This is a genomic window from Vibrio sp. 10N.237.312.B06 (assembly GCF_041464685.1).
Classification (GTDB): domain Bacteria; phylum Pseudomonadota; class Gammaproteobacteria; order Enterobacterales; family Vibrionaceae; genus Vibrio; species Vibrio tasmaniensis_A.
In genome coordinates this window covers 65952-84191 of record NZ_JBFSPI010000004.1, presented here as the reverse complement: position 1 = coordinate 84191, position 18240 = coordinate 65952, and the positions used below count along the sequence as shown (strand labels likewise).

The 18240-nt window shown below is 44.0% G+C and carries 13 protein-coding genes; 5 read left to right on the top strand and 8 right to left on the bottom strand.

The window, feature by feature from the left end; all coding sequences use genetic code 11:
• The first annotated feature begins 144 nt into the window (after window positions 1–144).
• Both AB6C75_RS02045 and AB6C75_RS02040 read left to right on the top strand, forming a co-directional pair.
• On the top strand, window positions 145–984 hold the full coding sequence (locus tag AB6C75_RS02045; protein WP_009845327.1) for an isopenicillin N synthase family oxygenase: 840 nt from the start codon (window positions 145–147) through the stop codon (window positions 982–984).
• A 289-nt stretch (window positions 985–1273) separates the two neighbouring features.
• Window positions 1274–1894 carry a DNA-J related domain-containing protein gene (locus AB6C75_RS02040; RefSeq protein ID WP_372106656.1) on the top strand — a complete coding sequence of 207 codons (621 nt, stop codon included), beginning with the start codon at window positions 1274–1276 and terminating at the stop codon, window positions 1892–1894.
• 183 nt (window positions 1895–2077) lie between these two features.
• Here AB6C75_RS02040 and mrdA read toward each other — a convergent pair whose 3' ends face one another.
• From mrdA to AB6C75_RS02015, 5 genes are all read right to left on the bottom strand, one after another.
• Entirely contained in the window at window positions 2078–3976 is a 1899-nt protein-coding gene (mrdA, locus tag AB6C75_RS02035) for a penicillin-binding protein 2 (protein ID WP_102250461.1), read from the bottom strand.
• A 243-nt stretch (window positions 3977–4219) separates the two neighbouring features.
• Window positions 4220–5893, bottom strand: a complete 1674-nt coding sequence (locus tag AB6C75_RS02030) for a P-loop domain-containing protein (RefSeq protein WP_372106654.1) — start codon at window positions 5891–5893, stop codon at window positions 4220–4222.
• A 118-nt stretch (window positions 5894–6011) separates the two neighbouring features.
• Window positions 6012–7919: an EAL domain-containing protein gene (locus AB6C75_RS02025; RefSeq protein WP_372106652.1), complete on the bottom strand. Its 1908-nt coding sequence runs from the start codon at window positions 7917–7919 to the stop codon at window positions 6012–6014.
• Between the two features lie 178 nt (window positions 7920–8097).
• Window positions 8098–9297 (bottom strand): enoyl-ACP reductase FabV, encoded by a 1200-nt coding sequence (gene fabV / locus AB6C75_RS02020; protein ID WP_372106650.1) that lies wholly within the window; start codon window positions 9295–9297, stop codon window positions 8098–8100.
• Between the two features lie 81 nt (window positions 9298–9378).
• Window positions 9379–9996 carry an arylesterase gene (locus tag AB6C75_RS02015; protein ID WP_372106648.1) on the bottom strand — a complete coding sequence of 206 codons (618 nt, stop codon included), beginning with the start codon at window positions 9994–9996 and terminating at the stop codon, window positions 9379–9381.
• Here AB6C75_RS02015 and AB6C75_RS02010 point away from each other — a divergent pair.
• The 3 genes from AB6C75_RS02010 to AB6C75_RS02000 all read left to right on the top strand — a co-directional run bounded on the left by AB6C75_RS02010 (window position 9995) and on the right by AB6C75_RS02000 (window position 15094).
• Complete coding sequence (locus tag AB6C75_RS02010) at window positions 9995–10669, top strand: ABC transporter ATP-binding protein (RefSeq protein WP_009845334.1); 675 nt, start codon at window positions 9995–9997, stop codon at window positions 10667–10669. The two genes, AB6C75_RS02015 and AB6C75_RS02010, sit on opposite strands and share 2 nt — an antisense overlap.
• A gap of 1 nt (window position 10670) precedes the next feature.
• Entirely contained in the window at window positions 10671–13109 is a 2439-nt protein-coding gene (locus AB6C75_RS02005) for an ABC transporter permease (RefSeq protein WP_372106645.1), read from the top strand.
• A 530-nt stretch (window positions 13110–13639) separates the two neighbouring features.
• Window positions 13640–15094 (top strand): FAD-dependent oxidoreductase, encoded by a 1455-nt coding sequence (locus AB6C75_RS02000; RefSeq protein WP_372106643.1) that lies wholly within the window; start codon window positions 13640–13642, stop codon window positions 15092–15094.
• 168 nt (window positions 15095–15262) lie between these two features.
• Here the strand turns inward: AB6C75_RS02000 and AB6C75_RS01995 are convergent, their stop codons facing one another.
• From AB6C75_RS01995 to AB6C75_RS01985, 3 genes are all read right to left on the bottom strand, one after another.
• Entirely contained in the window at window positions 15263–16213 is a 951-nt protein-coding gene (locus AB6C75_RS01995) for a biotin-dependent carboxyltransferase family protein (protein ID WP_372106641.1), read from the bottom strand.
• Complete coding sequence (locus tag AB6C75_RS01990) at window positions 16206–16973, bottom strand: allophanate hydrolase subunit 1 (protein ID WP_372106639.1); 768 nt, start codon at window positions 16971–16973, stop codon at window positions 16206–16208. Before AB6C75_RS01990 ends, AB6C75_RS01995 begins: the two co-directional genes overlap by 8 nt.
• 162 nt (window positions 16974–17135) lie before the next feature.
• Window positions 17136–17879, bottom strand: coding sequence for a 5-oxoprolinase subunit PxpA (locus AB6C75_RS01985; RefSeq protein WP_372106638.1), 744 nt, complete (start codon window positions 17877–17879; stop codon window positions 17136–17138).
• Between the last annotated feature and the right edge of the window lie 361 nt (window positions 17880–18240).

Here is an 18240-nt window from a genome sequence, read left to right as displayed (position 1 = left end):
TGCGTTCTAATCACTAGATTTGTTGAAAAGTAGTGTTATCGCCCAGTATCTAGACAAACGGTTGGCGGAGTTTCACAAAAGTTTGATTTACAACAAAGCGATCTTTAAAATCATTGCATTACTACATAACAAGAAAGAAAAGTCATGAAACTGGAAACTGTCGATTACCTTGCTGACGACGCAGCAGAACAATTTGTTCGATCTCTACGTGAAACGGGTTTTGGTGTTCTTAAGAATCACCCCATCCCAAAAGAGCTTGTTGAGTCAATTTACGAGAACTGGTACCAATTCTTCATTTCTGAAGAGAAAGAGAACTTCCACTTCAATGTTGAAACACAAGATGGATATTTTCCACCTTCAGTTTCTGAAGTTGCTAAGGGCCACACTGTAAAAGACATCAAAGAATACTTTCACGTATACCCTTGGGGTCAGATTCCTGAACAGTTAAAAGAACAGATTCTAGATTACTACCAACGTGCTAATGCTTTTGCTCAAGAACTATTAGGTTGGGTTGAAGCACATGCGCCTCAAGAAGTACAAGAGAAGTTCTCAATCGCGCTTTCTGAAATGATTAATGGCAGCGAACAAACACTGCTTCGCGTTCTTCATTACCCACCAATGCAAGGCGATGAAGAGCCAGGTGCTATCCGCGCAGCCGCTCACGAAGACATCAACTTACTGACTGTTCTTCCTGCAGCAAATGAACCGGGCCTTCAAGTTAAAGCTCAGAATGACGAGTGGTTAGATGTTCCATGTGACTTCGGTAATATGATCATAAATATTGGTGACATGCTTCAAGAAGCATCAGGTGGTTACTTCCCATCGACAACTCACCGTGTAATTAATCCATCAGGTGAACGCCAAGAGAAATCTCGTATCTCTTTGCCACTATTCCTTCACCCAAAACCGGAAGTTGTACTGTCTGAGAAGTACACCGCAAATGAATACCTAATGGAACGTCTAAGAGAGCTTGGTGTTATCTAATTAACTAGTTCCTTGTGCTAAAATTGGTATAGATATCAGAGGTCAGCAAAATTGCTGGCCTTTTTTTGTTTTTCCAAAGAGCTAAACCAATCATAGCCAATTACTGGTCACCTTAGCTGCGTAATTTTGATGGATAACGGGCTCTTGAGCCAAGCAATTGAATGTGGTGTTCCATTAAGCTCGACAAATCGTAGAAAATCGCTTTCAATTAAGAGAAGTCAGCCCACTGACCTAGGGCAATTCATCATGCCTAACAAGCTAACAACTTAATAACGCAAATGAGCCAACTATGTCGAATAATCAAGGTGTGAGAGCGAGCTTTCATAGCCATATGGAGAACCCTTTGCTCTGGCCCATTATGGAAGTGCTTAAGCGAAAACCAAGCGGATGGAAAGTACACACACTGGCGGCTCATCTAAACGACCTTGGGTTTATGCCTGTATTAGATGCATCACCCGAGAAGGAGTTATTTAAGAAGAACTTTCTCATTATGAATGCGCTGTATCAGCTTCAAGAAACGTTGCACCCTGATGGTTGGCTTCAAGTTCAAGCAATGGATATTGAATTGATGAATGGAAGCTATCATGGAAATAGCCACAGCATTGATCACCAAGACCCTCTTCGAGACTACTACACTAATTGGACTAACTATGAAGCGGATGAAGGTGAAGTCAAAAGGCTGCTGAACGAGTTTTGGACTCGGTACAGAAAGTTTGTTGGCGCTGATACGCTCAATTTAGATAAAAACCGTGCATTGAAGTTATTTGATCTCCCTGTAGACGCAACGCATAAGGAAATAAGAAAGCGTTGGCGACAGCTGGCGTTGCGGTGGCATCCCGATAGAGACGAGGGCAATACGGCAAAATTCCAGACGCTTTGTGAAGCGTGGCATGTATTACGAAGTTCATGATCGACGTAACTCTTACTGCGCTGTTTATTGACTCTTTAGAGTGAAATTTAAGCCCTATATATAAAACTGAAAAGCCCCATGTTGTGAGTTACACAAGTGGGGCTTTGTCGTCATTACGCTTGTATTGTTACTAGGCTATGCGTTGTAACTAGGTTAAGCGTCGTTCCTACTTCATTTATTATGCTATGAGTGATCTTTGCTTTCGCCACTCTTATGTTCGAATGCATAGTCGAGTACTTTACGGATATAAGGAGCACCGACCTTGGAACCACCATTACCGTGCTCGATGACCACAGTCGCAACATATTCAGGGTGTTCGTAAGGTGCGAATGCCGTGTAAAGCGCGTGGTCGAGTAAATGCCGAGCCAGTTTCTTGGAGTTGTAGACCTGATCTTTTGCAAGATCAAATACTTGGGCTGTTCCCGATTTACCGCCGCTAGTGTAGTCAGTTCCTTTAAATGCACGTCTGCCGCTACCTCGACTGCCGTGGTTTACGAGTCGCATCGCATTAATAGGTACATCCCATATCTCGTCTGGTACTTCAGTGATCGACAGCATCGGCTCAGGTTCAACCAGTTTTTGCGTATCAAAATCTTCACCGTGATCTAAGGTAGCTCTCAAGATATGAGGTGGCATTACCTTCCCATGATTAACTAGTACCGAGGTTGCTTTGGCAAGTTGCATTGGCGTGGATGTCCAATACCCTTGACCAATACCAATAGGGACGGTGTCACCTTGATACCAAGGGGTACGATAACGCATCATCTTCCACTCTCGAGTTGGCATGTTGGCGGTACTTTCTTCATAGATATCGATGCCCGTAGGTTCACCAAAACCAAAGCGATTCATCCAACTTGAGATGCGGTCGATACCTAAATCAAAGGCGGTTTGATAGAAGAATGAATCCACCGACTCTTCAATCGCTTGAGTTACGTCAACAGGACCGTGACCCCAGCGTTTCCAGTCTCGCCATGATTTAGAGTTGCGTTTGGAACCGGGAATTTGCCATGAACCGTGATCATCACGAATGGTGTTTTCTGATATAACATGCTCTTGTAATCCAGCAACGGCCATAAATGGTTTTATGGTGGATGCTGGAGGGTAAACGCCCAGTGTGGTGCGATTCACCAACGGGTGAGCAGGGTCATTCAATAGACGTTGGTAGTTCTTACTCGAAATGCCGTCGACAAATAGATTAGGGTCATAACTTGGGCTAGATGCCATCGCCAGTACACTGTTGTCTTTTGGATCGAGGATAACCGCACTTCCGGTTCGGTGATCAAGTTGTTCAAATACGTATTTTTGCAGTTCAAGGTCAATATTTAATACTATGTCTTTGCCTGCAACTGGCGGCACGTACTCAATAGTCCGAACAACACGGCCACGGCTGTTTACTTCAACTTCTTGATAGCCTTTGGTTCCGTGTAGGATATCTTCGTAATAGCGTTCGACACCGAGCTTACCAATAATAGTAGTCGCTTGATAATTCGCTTCGATGCCTTTTTCTTCTAGCTTCTTTAGGTCACTATCATTGATGTGTGCCACATACCCTAAGACATGGGTCAGCACCTCTCCATTTGGGTAAAAGCGCTTTAAGTTCGTATCAATCGATAAGCCGGGGAATTGGTACTGGTGCACCGAGAACTTAGCAATCTCTTCTTCACTTAGGTTCTCTAATATAGTGACAGATTTGAAACGGCGCGTGTTGTGATAACGTTTTTTGAATCGAGCGATCTGCTCAACATCACGCGGGATGTATTTGTCTAGCTTGGCGAGCATGGTATCGACATCATCTGTTTGCTCGGGAATCATCGTCAGATTAAACACAAGCTTGTTCTCGGCAAGCAACACACCATTACGATCGTAAATTAGCCCGCGAGTAGGCGCGATAGGCAATACTTTGATTCTGTTGCCATCAGCACGAGTTTGATAGCTTTCAAAATTGTCGACTTGAAGTCGGTACAGGTTGGCGACTAAGACGAGAGTGAACAGTAAGATCCCACAAAACGCCACGATTACACGGTTTTTGAATAGGTTTACTTCGATTTTATGGTCACGCATCTTAACGCGTTTATGATTCATTGAAGCCTCAAGAGTCTGTTACATTTAGTTACACCTATCGAGTCGGAACTTTATCTGAATATCGCCATAGTTTTGTAAAAGCTGTGTCATGATTTTTGGGATTTCTATGATTAAAGCGCTGACCAACAATGTAGTCACGTAAAGAGTGGCCGAATCAGATAGAAATATAGGAATTGAACGCAAAAAAACGGCTCTCATAAATGAGAGCCGTAATACGAGATAAGGTTAACTTAACGCGACATATTAGTTCGAGTTGGAGTTCGAGTTCGAAGGTTTGAACTGAGACTTACGCATACGGTTTAGTGCGGCCATTACATCCAATACTCTTGGTTTCGCTAAGTCACCGTAGTTTGGCATGTTCACGTGCCACTCATCGCTTAAGATAGCGCTAAACTCTTTAGCAGGGTTGTTTGACCAACCTGGAGTTTGTGCAAACTGGAACCATGCCCAACCAATCGCGTTCACTTCTGACGTTGATTCTAACTGCTCTAATGCAGAAAGGTCCGCGAATTCCTTACCAAAACGCAGTGACTCTTTGCCTTTCGCGTTAACTCGGAATTTTCCGTCAGTAAGAATGTTCATCAATGCTGCGCGGTTTAACGAACGAGGAACAAACGTTTCTAATGCGGTCTCACATTCGTTAGTTCGCTGAGTAGGGTGTTGAGCGATGACTTCTTGTGCTTTATCAGTTACGTCTACCGCTTGGTAGTCGTGCATTTGAATCACAGTGTCAGCCACGTCTAGGTAATCACCAGAACCACCCATTACAACAATGGTAGAGATATCCATCTCTTCACGTAGTTGGCCAATACGGTCAACAAGTGGAGTGATTGGCTCAGCCCCTTTTGATACTAGAGCTTGCATACGTTCGTCACGAATCATGAAGTTAGTCGCTGACGTATCTTCATCGATAAGGAGCGTTTGAACGCCTGCTTCAATCGATTCTTGTAGCCAAGCCGCTTGCGATGTAGAACCTGATGCATCTTGTGTGCTGAAATTAGACGTGTCTTTCTGCATTGGTAAATGGTTGATGTAGTTTGAAAGATTTAAGTTGTGTACACATCGGCCATCTTCAGCACGGATCTTCATCGTATCGGTCGCAGTCACGATACCTTCACGGCCATCACCAGGAATATGGTTATAGATAGAACGTTCAACGGCGTTCAATAGCGTAGATTTACCATGGAAACCACCACCAACGATCAGCGTGATGCCTTTAGGAATACCTAGGCCAGTCACATCACCTTGGTTTGGCGCGTTTAGCGTCACACTTAAAGACTCTGGTGCTAGGAAAGGAACCGCGCCTTTCATTGGCAGGTCGCAGTTACCTGCAATACGAGGTAATACACTGCCATTTGCAACGAATGCTGCTAGGTTGTTTTCTTCCAATTGAGCACGCAATGCGTCTTGGTCTTCAACAGCTTCACAATGCTTAATCATCGCTTCGATGTTGAGTTCGCGTTCAAGCGTTGCGCGACGAATAAACTTAGGCAAATAAAATGTAATGATGTTGATTGCTTTCTTTGCAAGAATACTACGACCATCAGCGGGTAGGTTGATACGAAAACGAATTTCGATACCGTGCTCGGTGAAAACCACAGATGTGTTATCCAAAACAGTTTGGCCGGTTAGTGCGATAGACACTGTCGCTTCTTGCTTAGCAAATTCAGAGAAGCTACGTGCAATAAAATCACGCGCTGCTACTTGGTATTCGTAAGACTTTTCTTTCAGCCAACCTAACCCTGTTAACGACCAAGCGCGTGTTGCGCGAAAACGCGAAGAAGATGCGTACGGATCACCTTGAACGTGGTCGATGTGTAATTCGAAATCAGCAAAGTCGTATTGACCTTTAATTTGTTGATATGCGCGGAAGTTTTGTTTTTCGAGCTTTTTAAGCTTTGCAGTCAACTGATCCATAACGAGGAATGCCTATATAAAGGGAAGATAAAACAGAAAGGCGGCGATTATAAAAATCACCACCTATAGAGTAAAGAGAAAGTAGGCCTAAATCCAAAACAAAGTGCTCTTTTTCGCGTTAAGCGTAACGAGTTGTCCCCAAATAGTTTTGATTGATTAAGCTGTGTTCGAATTCTTGGCTCGGCATTGGCTTGCCATAAAGGTAACCTTGTCCCACATCACAGCCTTCATTGATGATAAATTGCTCCTGAACCTCCGATTCAATGCCTTCAATCGTGACTTTTAAGTCGAGCTTTTTCGCGATTTGGACTATGGACCGAACGATCTCTGAGTCTTCCTGTGAGTTGAGCATTTGGTCGATGAAGCTCTTATCAATTTTAATCGTATCGAATGGGAATTTCTTAAGGTAACTAAATGAGGCATAGCCCGTCCCAAAGTCGTCCAGTGACAATGTAACGCCAATGTTGTGTAACGATTCCAATGTATTTTTCGCGACGACTTCATCTGCAATGAGGCAACTTTCCGTGACTTCAAGTTCTAAGAAATGAGGTTCTAGGTGATAGGTTTCCAACAGGTGAATAATTTGGTCTGCGAAATCAACATTCTTTAATTGAATAGCAGATACGTTTACGGCTATTTTGAAATCTTCAACGTATTCGGACCACTCTTTCGCTTGCTCAATCGCGTTGCGCAGAGCAAAATTTCCTACTTCGAAAATTAACCCGTTTTGCTCGGCCATGTGTATTAAGGTTTCGTTAGATATGTCTCCCAGAACGGGGTGTCGCCAACGTAGTAGAGCCTCTGCACCAACCCAGCGATGAGTCAACGGGCATACTTTAGGCTGAAAATAGAGCATAAGGTCATCATTACGAACCGCTTGGAGTAAATAACCTTCAATCTTATTAATATGACTTTGTTCTTCAGCATGAGACTGAGAATAGTAAGCGAACTTCTGTCCGGAATCTTTACATGCCAACATCGCTTCTGAAGATTTTTGGATAATACTGTCAGCACCATCGTCGTGCTCAGTAATCGCAATCCCTATAAAGGCATGCAGATGAACTTTGTCACTACCAATGTCAAATTCTGAATGACCGACTTTTACCAATGTCTGGCATAGTTCTTCGATACGTTGGTGCAAATCTTTAACACTGAACGCCAACACAAGGTCAACCGAAGTAGGGCGCGCAGTTAATACCTCGACATCAGAGATACTGTCGATGCGTTGTCGGTATTCAACAAGCACTTGGTCTAACGCGTTGTAGCCATATCGAGCTTGAATGCGCCTGCCATTAGTAAATCCAATATGGATTACTGCGAGTGAGCCACCAGTAAACCTTTGTTGTGACAACAACTTCTGATCTAAGCGCGACTCAAAAGCACTTCGGTTCAAAAAACCCGTGCCGAGATCGTGATTTTTTTGGAAATTGATCTCTTGTTCTGCCGCTCTGCGCTTATCAATCTCTTGGTTTAATGAATAATTAAGACTCGCGAGATCTTTAGTGCGAGTCGCAACTCGGCTTTTTAAGCCACGATTCATTTGAGTGAGCTTAGCGTGTTGAAACAAGGTTTTTAATTGAGATTCTATCGAGGTGCGAAAGCTTTCTAATAGCTTAATATAGGTAGGCGTGTAGTGATTTTCTTTCGAGTCCAAGATACAAATGGTGCCGAACAATTCGCCGTTAGGCCAACATAGCGGAATGCCACAATAAGAGATTAAGCCAAGCTTTGTGTCGGGGTTATTTTTCCAATCAACATCTGCAAGCGCATTGGGTACCAAAAGCTGTTGCTGAGACTCCATCACCGTTTCGCAGTAAAGCCCATTTCCTAATGTTTCAGAATCGCCTTTGTTATAAGGGTTATCCTGACCGTGGCTGGTAGAGAAAACTTCAATGTAGTTGGTATGAACACGCATGATAAGTGCAGCAGGCACTTGAGTGATTTGAGCCAAGAGGTCGACAATATTCTGCCAGCTAGAAGCCATATCGTCAGGGATATTTAAGTCTATCGTTTTTATCTTCTTCATATGACTCCGAGTCAATTATGCTAAATGCATCAACACATCCTGTGTTAATTAAGATGAACCAAATAAACTGTGAATATTACATTAACTAAGTATAAGAAATGTTGCACAAAAAAACCTCCGCAATTTTGCGGAGGTTTTCAAATGTGAATCTGGGTCTCAGTAATGAGATAAGTTTCGATTAAGGCTTTAACTTTATAAAATCATCAGTGTTAAGTTTCTCTTTATAGTCTACCGATGGTTGAGCAAAACCGTTCAACTGTAAAAACTCTTCTTTAAAACCTTGATAGTCACCGATTGATTGGAAGTTGTTTTCATCCATAGCTTCAAGTAGTTCAGTCACATGAGCTTGGGTTTCTGGGTCGAGTTCCCATTCATCCATCCGAATTAGGCGCTCGCCATCAAGTGGTACTTTGGTTTGTCCATACAGCTTACTGCTGAATAAGCGTTGCATTTGTTGGATACAGCCTTCGTGGGTCTCTTTTTCTTTCATCACTCTATATAAAGCGAGTAGGTAAGGGCTTAGCCCCGGAATGAATACGCTCGCCTTGGTGACTAATGCCTTACACACGGTCGCGTAAGCATTACCGCCAAAGTTAGCTAGTTCAAGGTTAAGTGCGTGACTTGTTTGATGAAGGTCTATTTTAGCGCGGCCCAAAGTACCGTCTAAGTAGATAGGGTGCGTGACTTCTGGACCAACGTAAGAAAAAGCAATGGTTTTGCAACCTGGGGCAATAGATTCAGCATTGATCAGCTCATCTATCCACTGTTCCCAATCTTCGCCGCCCATGACTTTGAGTGTGCTTTCGGCTTCTTCTTCCGTTGCAGCATCAAGTGTGTTGGTCACCCAGTTGTCGTGCTCTAGTGAGATAGTCGCACCAGTCACGCTTTCACCGATTGGCTTAATGGCAGAGCGCCAGAATTCTTCGGTATTTGGTTTGGGTCTTACGCCAGCGGCTAAGCTATAGATAATTAGATCCACTTCACCTTCGAAGTAGGTTTCAATGGCTTCGACAACTTGTGAACGTGTTTCTTGTGAAAATGCGTCGCCAACAATGTTGATAGTAGTGCGTTGCTCTCGTTCGGCTTCTTTCTTGAAATAGATGTTGTTGTACCAACCAGCACTGCCTAGGGATTTTTCGTTAGGACCGCGCTCGAATGAGACACCGATGGTGTCAGCTTTTGCACCGCCAAAGGTAAGGGCAATGCGAGCGGCAAGGCCAAAGCCAGAGGAAGCACCGATAATCAGTACTCGCTTAGGGCCATCTTTGATCTGCGGCGCACTCTTAACAAACTTGATTTGTTGCTTTACGGCTTCTTGACAGCCTAGAGGGTGAGCGCTTTTGGCTACCACACCCTTGATAATAGGTTCGATCAGCATAAATAACCTTACAGTTAACGGTGATATGCACTCAGGCTAACGTAAAGCTGTGTAAAATTTATTGAGCTAGACCATTAAAACCTAAAGATACTGATATAATTCTTTGGCGACAAATTCAGCAATCCAAGGCTGAGCTTCTGGTTTTGGATGCAGTCCATCGTTCATCATCCACTCCGGTTTGAGGATGATATGCTCTAGAAAAAACGGTAAAAGTGGCACGCTTTGTTGATCAGCAAGCGCTGCAAAGACGTATTCAAACTGCTGGTTGTAACGCTTACTGTAATTCGGTGGGATTTTAATCTTCATCATAATAGGCTTCGCGCCCGCAGCTTTTATCTGCTTAATGATTTGATCAAGATTCGCAGACATCAGCTTAGGTGGGAATCCACGAAGACCATCATTCGCACCGAGTTCGATAAGAACAGTGTCTGGGGCGTGTTCTTCAAGCAATTGTGGTAAACGAGCTAAGCCATTGCCAGTTGTGTCACCAGAAATACTTCCGTTGACCACGGTTACCGTTTTGTCATGCTTTGCTAACGCGTCTGGTAACAGGCTTGGCCAACTCTGTTTGATGTCCATGTTATAACCAGCACTCAGGCTATCACCAAGCACCAGTAACTTAGAATCTAACTCGGTATCTTGAGCCAAAGAAGCGGTTGAAAATATAATTAAGAATAAAAAGGAAATTAGTCGAGTCATGCATACATCCATCATAAAAGCAGAAGCTGTTTCCAAGACAGTGTCTACTAATCAAGAACATTTAACAATCTTAGAGCATGTTGATATCGATATTCGTGAGGGTGAAACGGTTGCGATTGTCGGTACTTCAGGTGCGGGTAAATCCACGTTAATGACACTGCTTGCAGGGCTCGATGTGCCAACTTCTGGCGAAATCAGTTTGTTAGGCCAACCTCTATCACAGCTTGATGACGAAGCGAGAGCCAAAATCCGCAGTGAATCCGTTGGGTTTGTTTTCCAAAGCTTCTTATTGATCCCAAGCCTTTCTGCCCTGCAAAACGTCACGCTGCCTTGTTTGTTGAAAGGTGAAGACGAAGACATCGAACGTGCGACGGCTTTGCTTGAATCAGTCGGCTTGAAAGACAGGCTTGATCACTTGCCGTCTCAACTGTCCGGTGGTGAACAACAAAGGGTAGCATTGGCTCGTGCGTTTATGATTAAGCCTAAAATTTTGTTCGCCGATGAACCAACGGGCAACCTAGACCAACAAACGGCAGCGAAAATCGTCGAGCTGTTGTTCGAACTTAATTCATCGCACGGCACCACGCTTGTTCTCGTCACGCACGACCCTAAACTCGCACAGCGTTGCCAGCGAACCTTGAAAATGCATGTCGGTCACATAGAGGAAGTGTAAATTGAATTCATCACACGGACTGAACAAACGACTGTTTTCATGGAGCATCGAAGAGATTCGACATGGTCAGCTATGGCCGGTATCCATCGCTCTAACGCTCATTATAGCTTGTGTGTTCGCGCTTTCAGCTTTAGCTGAGCGTATGGAACAAGTGATCGTAAAGCAGGGCAAAGATGCGTTAACCGCCGACAGTGTATTTGTATCGGCAAACCCAATCCCCCAACCTTTATTAGACCTGACTCAGGTTGAACAGTTAGAAAGCTCTCAGTTGACTCGCTTCTCAACCATGGCATTCAGTGATAACTCGATGCAGTTGGTTACTGTTAAAGCGGTAGAGAGCAATTACCCTTTACGCGGTGAAATGATACTAGAAGGCGCGGATAACGCGATAAGCAATCATGTTGAACCGGGTGAATTGTGGCTTGATGAGCGTATATTTGCTCAGCTAGAAGTTGAGATAGGTGACAATGTCACGATAGGCGACGCCGATTTAACAATCACAGGGCACATTGCACAAGAACCGGGCCTGAGTTTTAACCCTTTCCAACAAATGCCTGCTGTTCTGATTCACAATAATGATGTTGAAGCGACAGGCGCAATCCAACCAGGTAGCCGCGTTAGCTTTAGATTGTTTTTAAATGGTGATGAATCGAAACTCAAAGCAGCACAAGACAGTATCGAACTGACACCAAGTGATCGCTGGCGTACACAAGACTCAGCCAGTCGTACCAACGAGATGTTCGAAAGTACGACTCAATACTTATCGCTAACGGTTGCTATCGTTGTGATCATGGCTGCGACCACTTTGGTACTCACTTGCCAACATTATGTTGCGAGTCGTCGTAAAACCATTGCGATGCTTAAGAGTTTAGGTGCGAGCAAGCAGTGGATCGTTAAATGGTTGTCTGTACAGGTGTCTCTGTTGGTGGTTATTGGTGCAGTACTGGGAATTACCATCGGTATCGGCTTAGAATTTTTGCTTCGTATACCTCTGGGCGACTTATTACCAACACCACTTCCTAGCTATGGTATTGAACCTGTCATTTTGGCGATTTTATCAAGCATTCTCATTGGTGTGCCTGCTCTTGGTATTCCGTTAATTGGCTTGGTAAGCACTTCGGCAATCAGCGTGATTCAATCAAGTCACCAGTCTAATGAAAGCTACAAGAAATACCTGTTGTTGCTAGTACCTATTATTCCAATGATGCTGATGTACGGTGACAATCTGTTGGTATGGATAGTTCTAGCGGGTATCGCTTGCCTGTTCTTAGTACTCGCGATTGTCAGTACGTTTGTTCTGCGTTTGGTGGGTCAACTGCCGACGTCGACATCTATGCGCTTGGCATTGAGCCGAATTAATCGCACACCATTAGCAACAGGGATTCAATTTGGTTCTTTAGCGCTGTCTTTGATGCTGTTATCGGTCATATGGCTAGTGAGAAGTGACTTGTTGTCAGATTGGCAGCAAACTTTGCCCGAGAACGCACCTAATGCGTTTGCGCTGAATATTGCGAGCTATGAGAAAGACAGTTATCTCGAGACGATTGATGCAAACGAAGTAGAGCGTACTCAAGCGTTTCCAATTATACGAGGAAGGCTCACAACCATTAACGGCGTTGAGGCGGCGAAATACAGCGAGACCTCAGAAGAAACAGATGCACTAAGTCGCGAGATCAACTTCACTTGGGGAGATAGCCTGCCTGAGTACAATGAAGTATTAGAAGGCAGCTGGACACAAGAGCAGGGCGTATCTGTGGAATCCGATGTCGCAGAGCAACTTGGTTTGAAAATTGGCGATGATCTTTCATTCACAATCAACAGCCAGAACGTCTCTGCCAAGGTGAACAGCATCCGAAAAGTAGAATGGCGTGAAATGAAGCCAAACTTCTATTTCATTTTTACTCCCGATGTTTTGAGCGCTATTCCTTCTACTTGGTTGGTGAGCTTCAGATTAGAAGAGCAACACAACCAAATGCTCAACGAATTATCTCGAAATCACCCGACCGTGAGTTTGATGGACATTCGTAAAATGGGTAGCAAGATCCAAGAGTTGCTCAAACAGATTGTTTGGTCGATAACCGTACTTGCCGCGTTAGGTGTAGTGGCGGGGCTATTGCTTATCTTCACTCTGTTGCGACTGAGCTTATCTCAAAGACAACAAGAGATACGCTTGTACCGAACCTTAGGCGCGAGTAAGAAGCGTATTCTCAACACTATTTGGTGTGAATACGGGGTGATGGCGTTAGTAGCTGGCTCAATTGCTGCGCTAGGTTCTGAACTCAGTGTTGCAGGGGTAATGAACTTTGGCTTTGAGTTAGAACCTTCACTCCACCCAATACTGTGGATAGCGCTACCCGTGCTGACGTTTATCACATTGGCCGCGGTAGTGAATAGCTTAATCAAACGTTTGTTGGCACCAGTAAACAAGGATTTTGGCTAGTCGCTAGCGAGATCTCACAAATGCTTAAAACGGTCTAAAAGTGACATTACTTATACTTAGTCGTTCACTATTTATAAGACGTCTCTTTAGACCGCTTTTTATTTGACCAATGCGTAGCACAAGTTACGAACATCGCACCTTAATTTCCCGTTTTTTAGTATTTTTTAAAACTAATTGCGCAATAATGCCGATTTAATGAACAGCGGTTAGTCCCTGTAAACAAAGGGTTTGCGCAACTTAGCAAGAACGTTATCAACAGTTATCCACAAAAACGGTGGATAACTTTAGGGATAAGTTAACATCTATGTTTAAAGAGTACTGAGGCAGCCTTTATGTGGCGTCACTTAGGACAAATGTGACGGTTATAATAACCTTTAAAACTCAATCTGGAGTTATTGAGTCAAGAGATTATTTAGGTTTTTTACATAGATATTAAATACTGCCTATCTAAGACCTTGATAAAAATGTGTTTTAATTCGTAGCAGAACAAAAGTAGAATAGCGGCAGTTAATCATATTCTACAGAACACGATGAACCACAACAAAACGGATACAAATCAGCCTTCTATTGCCATTGTTGGTGGTGGTATTGCCGGAACGACGAGCGCAATTCATTTTAGTGAGTTGGGTTATAAGGTCACTATTTTGGAAAAAGGACCGAGTTTGGTTAATGGTCCACCAATTTGCCATCTGCATGCTGGTGGCAATTTGTATCGAGATATTTCTGTAGAGCAGTGTCTTCAGTTGCTCACTCAGTCAATTGATACCGTCCGCTTGTTTCCCCATACGATCAATATTCGTCCGACAATTATCGCTGTTCCACACAGTGATGGTGGAGAGCCGTTGGATCTTCTTCCGCGCCTAAAGATAATCAAGAACGCTTATGCTGATCTTGTTAGTCAAGATAAAAGCAACCAAGTGCTTGGTAATCCGGAAGAGTATTACAAGCTGTATAGTAAAGAAGAGTTACTAGCACTTGCTGCTCAAACTCAGCCTCTGAAACCAACATCGCTTGATGAATGGTGTATTCCTTTCGCTAAACATACGGATCTAGAAACCCTTAAGTATCCTGTTGCTATGGTTCAAGAGTATGGTTGGAGTGTATTCCGACTTTCTGCAACCGCTCAACTCTCTTTGGGGCAACAGTCTAATTGTACCGTGTTAACCAACAGCCGATTACAATCTGTTGAATCGTTAGCGCAAGGCTGGTCTTTGACTTATACAGACGCTGAGAACCAAAGATGTCACCTAACGACCGACTACTTGATTAATGCAAGTGGCTTTGAAACGGGCATCGTGGATGACTTTGTCGGTTCTAAGCAACAAAGGCTTGTTGAGTTCAAAGCCGCATACGTTACGCAGTGGCCGTATTCGCAAGAATGTAAGGAAGAGTGGCCAGAGGTTATCTTCCATGGCCCGAGAGGCACACCGCAAGGCATGGCTCAGTTAACACCGTACGCTGATGGTGTATTCCAACTTCACGGTATGACAGAAGGGATTACTCTGTTTGAGGGTGGGCTTGTTTCATCATCAACAGATTCATCACAGCCTCAGTTGCCTTCTAAGCTTCTTAAGAAAATCGTATCAGGTTGGAGTGAAGAGCAGCTCGAATTAAGAACTCGCGCTGCGATAACGCATATGTCTCAGTTCATCCCAAGTTTCAGCTCTGCACTGGTAGGTGGTAAGCCTCTGTTCGGTGCACAGCAGATTCCGGGAACCGATCCGAGCTTAAGAGCTTCAGACGTTTCATTCTGTGGTGATCGCTATGCTCGACTTGAAGTAGTCAAAGCATCTTCAACCCTAGAGGCTGCGCAAAAGGTCGCTGAGCATTGGTTTGATGTATCAGAGGCGGTATCGATTGAAAACACGCACTCAGTGACAATGTCACTTAATCTAAGTGATATTGAGAATAGAGCGATAGATTTGACACAAGAACGCGGATACCCAGAAGCCCTTGCAAAGGTATCAGGCCAAGATCACGCTTAATACTCAGTCATAATCTACTACGCTGAACATCTTCAATTCGGCTTGCGCGATAGGTAAGCCGAATCTTCATTCAAATGCCTGCTTAGATACCGAAACTTATCCGAATGACATCTCTCTAGCTAATGATTCTTAGCTACATAGCAATTAGCACATAACACATCGCAAAAACTAGTAGCCGAAAAATTGAGCCCACTGGCACCATACATCTTGTAATCCTAAGCGATCGCCTTTACTAAACGAGACTTTATGTCCAGGTTTGGCTTGTGCTAAGCGCGGTAAATCGATTCTGGCAACACATCCAATCTTCGGATAGCCACCAATGGTCTGTCTGTCATTAAGCAACACGATAGGTTGCCCATCTTGGGGGATTTGAATCGCACCTAAGGCAATGCCTTCTGACAATAGCGAAATATCAGGTGAATCAACCGATTGACCACTCAGTCGATAACCCATGCGATTAGAATTTTGGTCAACGTGATACTGTGCGTTATACAAAGTCTCTTTTGCTGAACCAGTGAACAGCTCGCTTTGATAGCCTTCAATCACTCGCAGGTTCACTGTTAGGTTGTAATTAGGCGTGTATCGAAAGGTAACACTCAACGCTTTAAACGGGCGAGAGAGTTGGTGTTGGGTAAAAGTAATTTGTTGCCCTTGCTGGCATGGCTGTCCATCTTGCGTTAATCCACCAATCTTTTCACGAGTCACCGTAGAACAGCTATCAAGAGTTGATGGAACATCGAAGCCACCCTTAACGGCTAAATACGCCCTTAGTCCATTTTTAGGTAAACCAAATGAGAGAACTTGCCCCTTAAAAGCTTGAAAAGTATGCCAGTTCGACAGTGGTTTGCCATCGAGCTTCGCTTGTAAATCGCCACCACATAACGCCATTTCGCAATCAAAATCGATTCGTAACGCACATTGCCCAAGCGTGATTTCCAACGCAGCTTGGTTTACTGGGTTTCCGAGCAGGTGATTGGCCCAGCTATACGAGTAATCATCAACAGGGCCACCTTGTGTCAACCCAAGATGAGCGACACCAAATCGTCCGAAGTCTTGAATCAAACTCAACGGGCCGGGCTTAATGACTGTCAGCGTTGGTTTGGCTTTAGTCTTAACCATTAGCGACACCTCCACTAATCTCCATAAACCTAAGTTCAACAAATTCTTGTTTTGAAATCGCGATGAAACGGACTGTGTCACCGACATTAAGTAGAGACAGCGGCGTTTGCGTGGTATCAGCGTTCTTCAATTGGCTGTGATCGAACAACGGAAGCGGGCAATTGCCAATAATATTCCAGCCACCCGGTGAGTCCGAAGGGTACACCGCCGTTTTCGTATCTGCGATGGCGATACTGCCTTTCGGTACACTTAAACGTGGGGTTGAATGACGGGGCAAAGCAAGCTCATCGACCACATCAGACATAAACGCAAAGCCAGGCGTAAATCCAATCGCACTGACGCTGTATGTCTGTGAGGTGTGATATTGAATAATATCGTCGAGCGACAGGCCTTTGTCTTGATATCGGCCTAAGTCGAGAGCCGTTTCTGGTGAGTAATAAGCGGGAAGCTCGATAGTGTCACGAGTGTAACTAACACTAGATAAGGACGAAATAGCATGACTCAATAAGGTGTTGAGTTGTTCGATGAGTTGCTTTTCGGAAATTCGATAAGGTAAGTAGTCAACCAGAATGGTGTGGTAAGCCGGTGTCACATTCATCAATATAGATGCCAAGTTTTGGCGAATGGCATTGGAAAGATGAGCCATGTATTGCGCATATTCGCTGTTAGATTGACTATTTGAAGGCGATAGCGTCAAGGTGACCAAAACGCTGCATTCCGCGACTGGCGCTATATTGAATTCAATTTGATTCGTCGTCATTTCGTTTCCATACTTTTGTTTACCTGTTTACCTGTTTACCTGTTTACCTGCTTACCTGCTTAACGTTTCCAACTTCCGCGTCCAAACCAATACAAAGCAATTAGTAAGGTGCTCGTAAGGCGAGCGATAAGGCCATGCGTCATAACAAATCAAACGCTCATACTAGTTAAAAGCGTTGAGGTCTTGTCTGATTTTTCTAATTAATGCGATGGATTGGGGGTTATCACCATGGACGCAGATGGTATCGGCTTCAATAGGCAGTCTTTCGCCTTCAATGGTCGTGACTGAACCGTAGTTAATGATTTGCATGACTTGGTTGTAGATATCGTCCTGATTAACGTAAACCGAGTCTTTTTGAGTTCGCGGCGATAACTGCCCATTATTCAAGTATGCACGGTCGGCAAACGCTTCAAACAAGAGGGGTAAGTCATGATCGTCAGCAATATCTAGATACTGTTGATTGTCTGATGAAGAGAGAATCATCAAGGGGATGTTAAATTCAGCGACGGCTTGGGCAACGGCATTGAACACATCAATGTTCGCCATCATATCGTTGTAAAGGGCACCATGAGGTTTCACATAACCAACAGAGGTGTGGTGATAGTGGCAAAGCGCTTGTAGTGCACCTACTTGATAGCACACTAGTTCACTGATTTCGTCCATGGTATGTGGAATAGAACGGCGACCAAACCCGACTAAATCTTGATAACCAGGGTGGGCACCAATTTGGGTGTGATAGTACTGCGCCAGTTTTATGGTCTTAGACATAACGTGCGGATCAGACGCGTGAAAACCACAAGCGATGTTTGCCATATCGACCCATTCCATGACCGACTCGTCATCGCCCATCTTCCAATTGCCGAAACTTTCTCCCATGTCGCAATTAAGCAAAATCTTCGTTGTCACGTGGTGCTTACCCTTTACGTTGAGGTGAGTAATGACGGTCTTATAAATACCATAAATAAACAGTGACCTAACTCAAATTTTCGACACCAAGAACTGCATTTACTATGAGGTCACGGCATGTATCAAACCCGCTAAAGAATGGATTGTGAAAAATGCTTCCTTTCATCAATAACGTATAGAAACTATGGTTAAAGATAATTGAAAAACAAGCGTTCGACAAACAGCCTTCATCTATTTTGTTTCCGGTTTAGGGAGCAAACGTAAGGTGATGAATCATATGGCGACATTGATGTAATTCTGAAGATTGTCGGTGAGGTGAACTGCCAAGTGAAATTCAAGGTAAAGGTCAGTTTTTGTTCTC

Coding starts and splice junctions, on each gene's coding strand:
- AB6C75_RS02045 (WP_009845327.1), top strand. CDS start 145: ATGAAACTGGAAACTGTCGATTACCTTGCTGACGACGCAGCAGAACAA.
- AB6C75_RS02040 (WP_372106656.1), top strand. CDS start 1,274: ATGTCGAATAATCAAGGTGTGAGAGCGAGCTTTCATAGCCATATGGAG.
- mrdA (WP_102250461.1), bottom strand. CDS start 3,976: ATGAATCATAAACGCGTTAAGATGCGTGACCATAAAATCGAAGTAAAC.
- AB6C75_RS02030 (WP_372106654.1), bottom strand. CDS start 5,893: ATGGATCAGTTGACTGCAAAGCTTAAAAAGCTCGAAAAACAAAACTTC.
- AB6C75_RS02025 (WP_372106652.1), bottom strand. CDS start 7,919: ATGAAGAAGATAAAAACGATAGACTTAAATATCCCTGACGATATGGCT.
- fabV (WP_372106650.1), bottom strand. CDS start 9,297: ATGCTGATCGAACCTATTATCAAGGGTGTGGTAGCCAAAAGCGCTCAC.
- AB6C75_RS02010 (WP_009845334.1), top strand. CDS start 9,995: ATGCATACATCCATCATAAAAGCAGAAGCTGTTTCCAAGACAGTGTCT.
- AB6C75_RS02015 (WP_372106648.1), bottom strand. CDS start 9,996: ATGACTCGACTAATTTCCTTTTTATTCTTAATTATATTTTCAACCGCT.
- AB6C75_RS02000 (WP_372106643.1), top strand. CDS start 13,640: ATGAACCACAACAAAACGGATACAAATCAGCCTTCTATTGCCATTGTT.
- AB6C75_RS01995 (WP_372106641.1), bottom strand. CDS start 16,213: ATGGTTAAGACTAAAGCCAAACCAACGCTGACAGTCATTAAGCCCGGC.
- AB6C75_RS01990 (WP_372106639.1), bottom strand. CDS start 16,973: ATGACGACGAATCAAATTGAATTCAATATAGCGCCAGTCGCGGAATGC.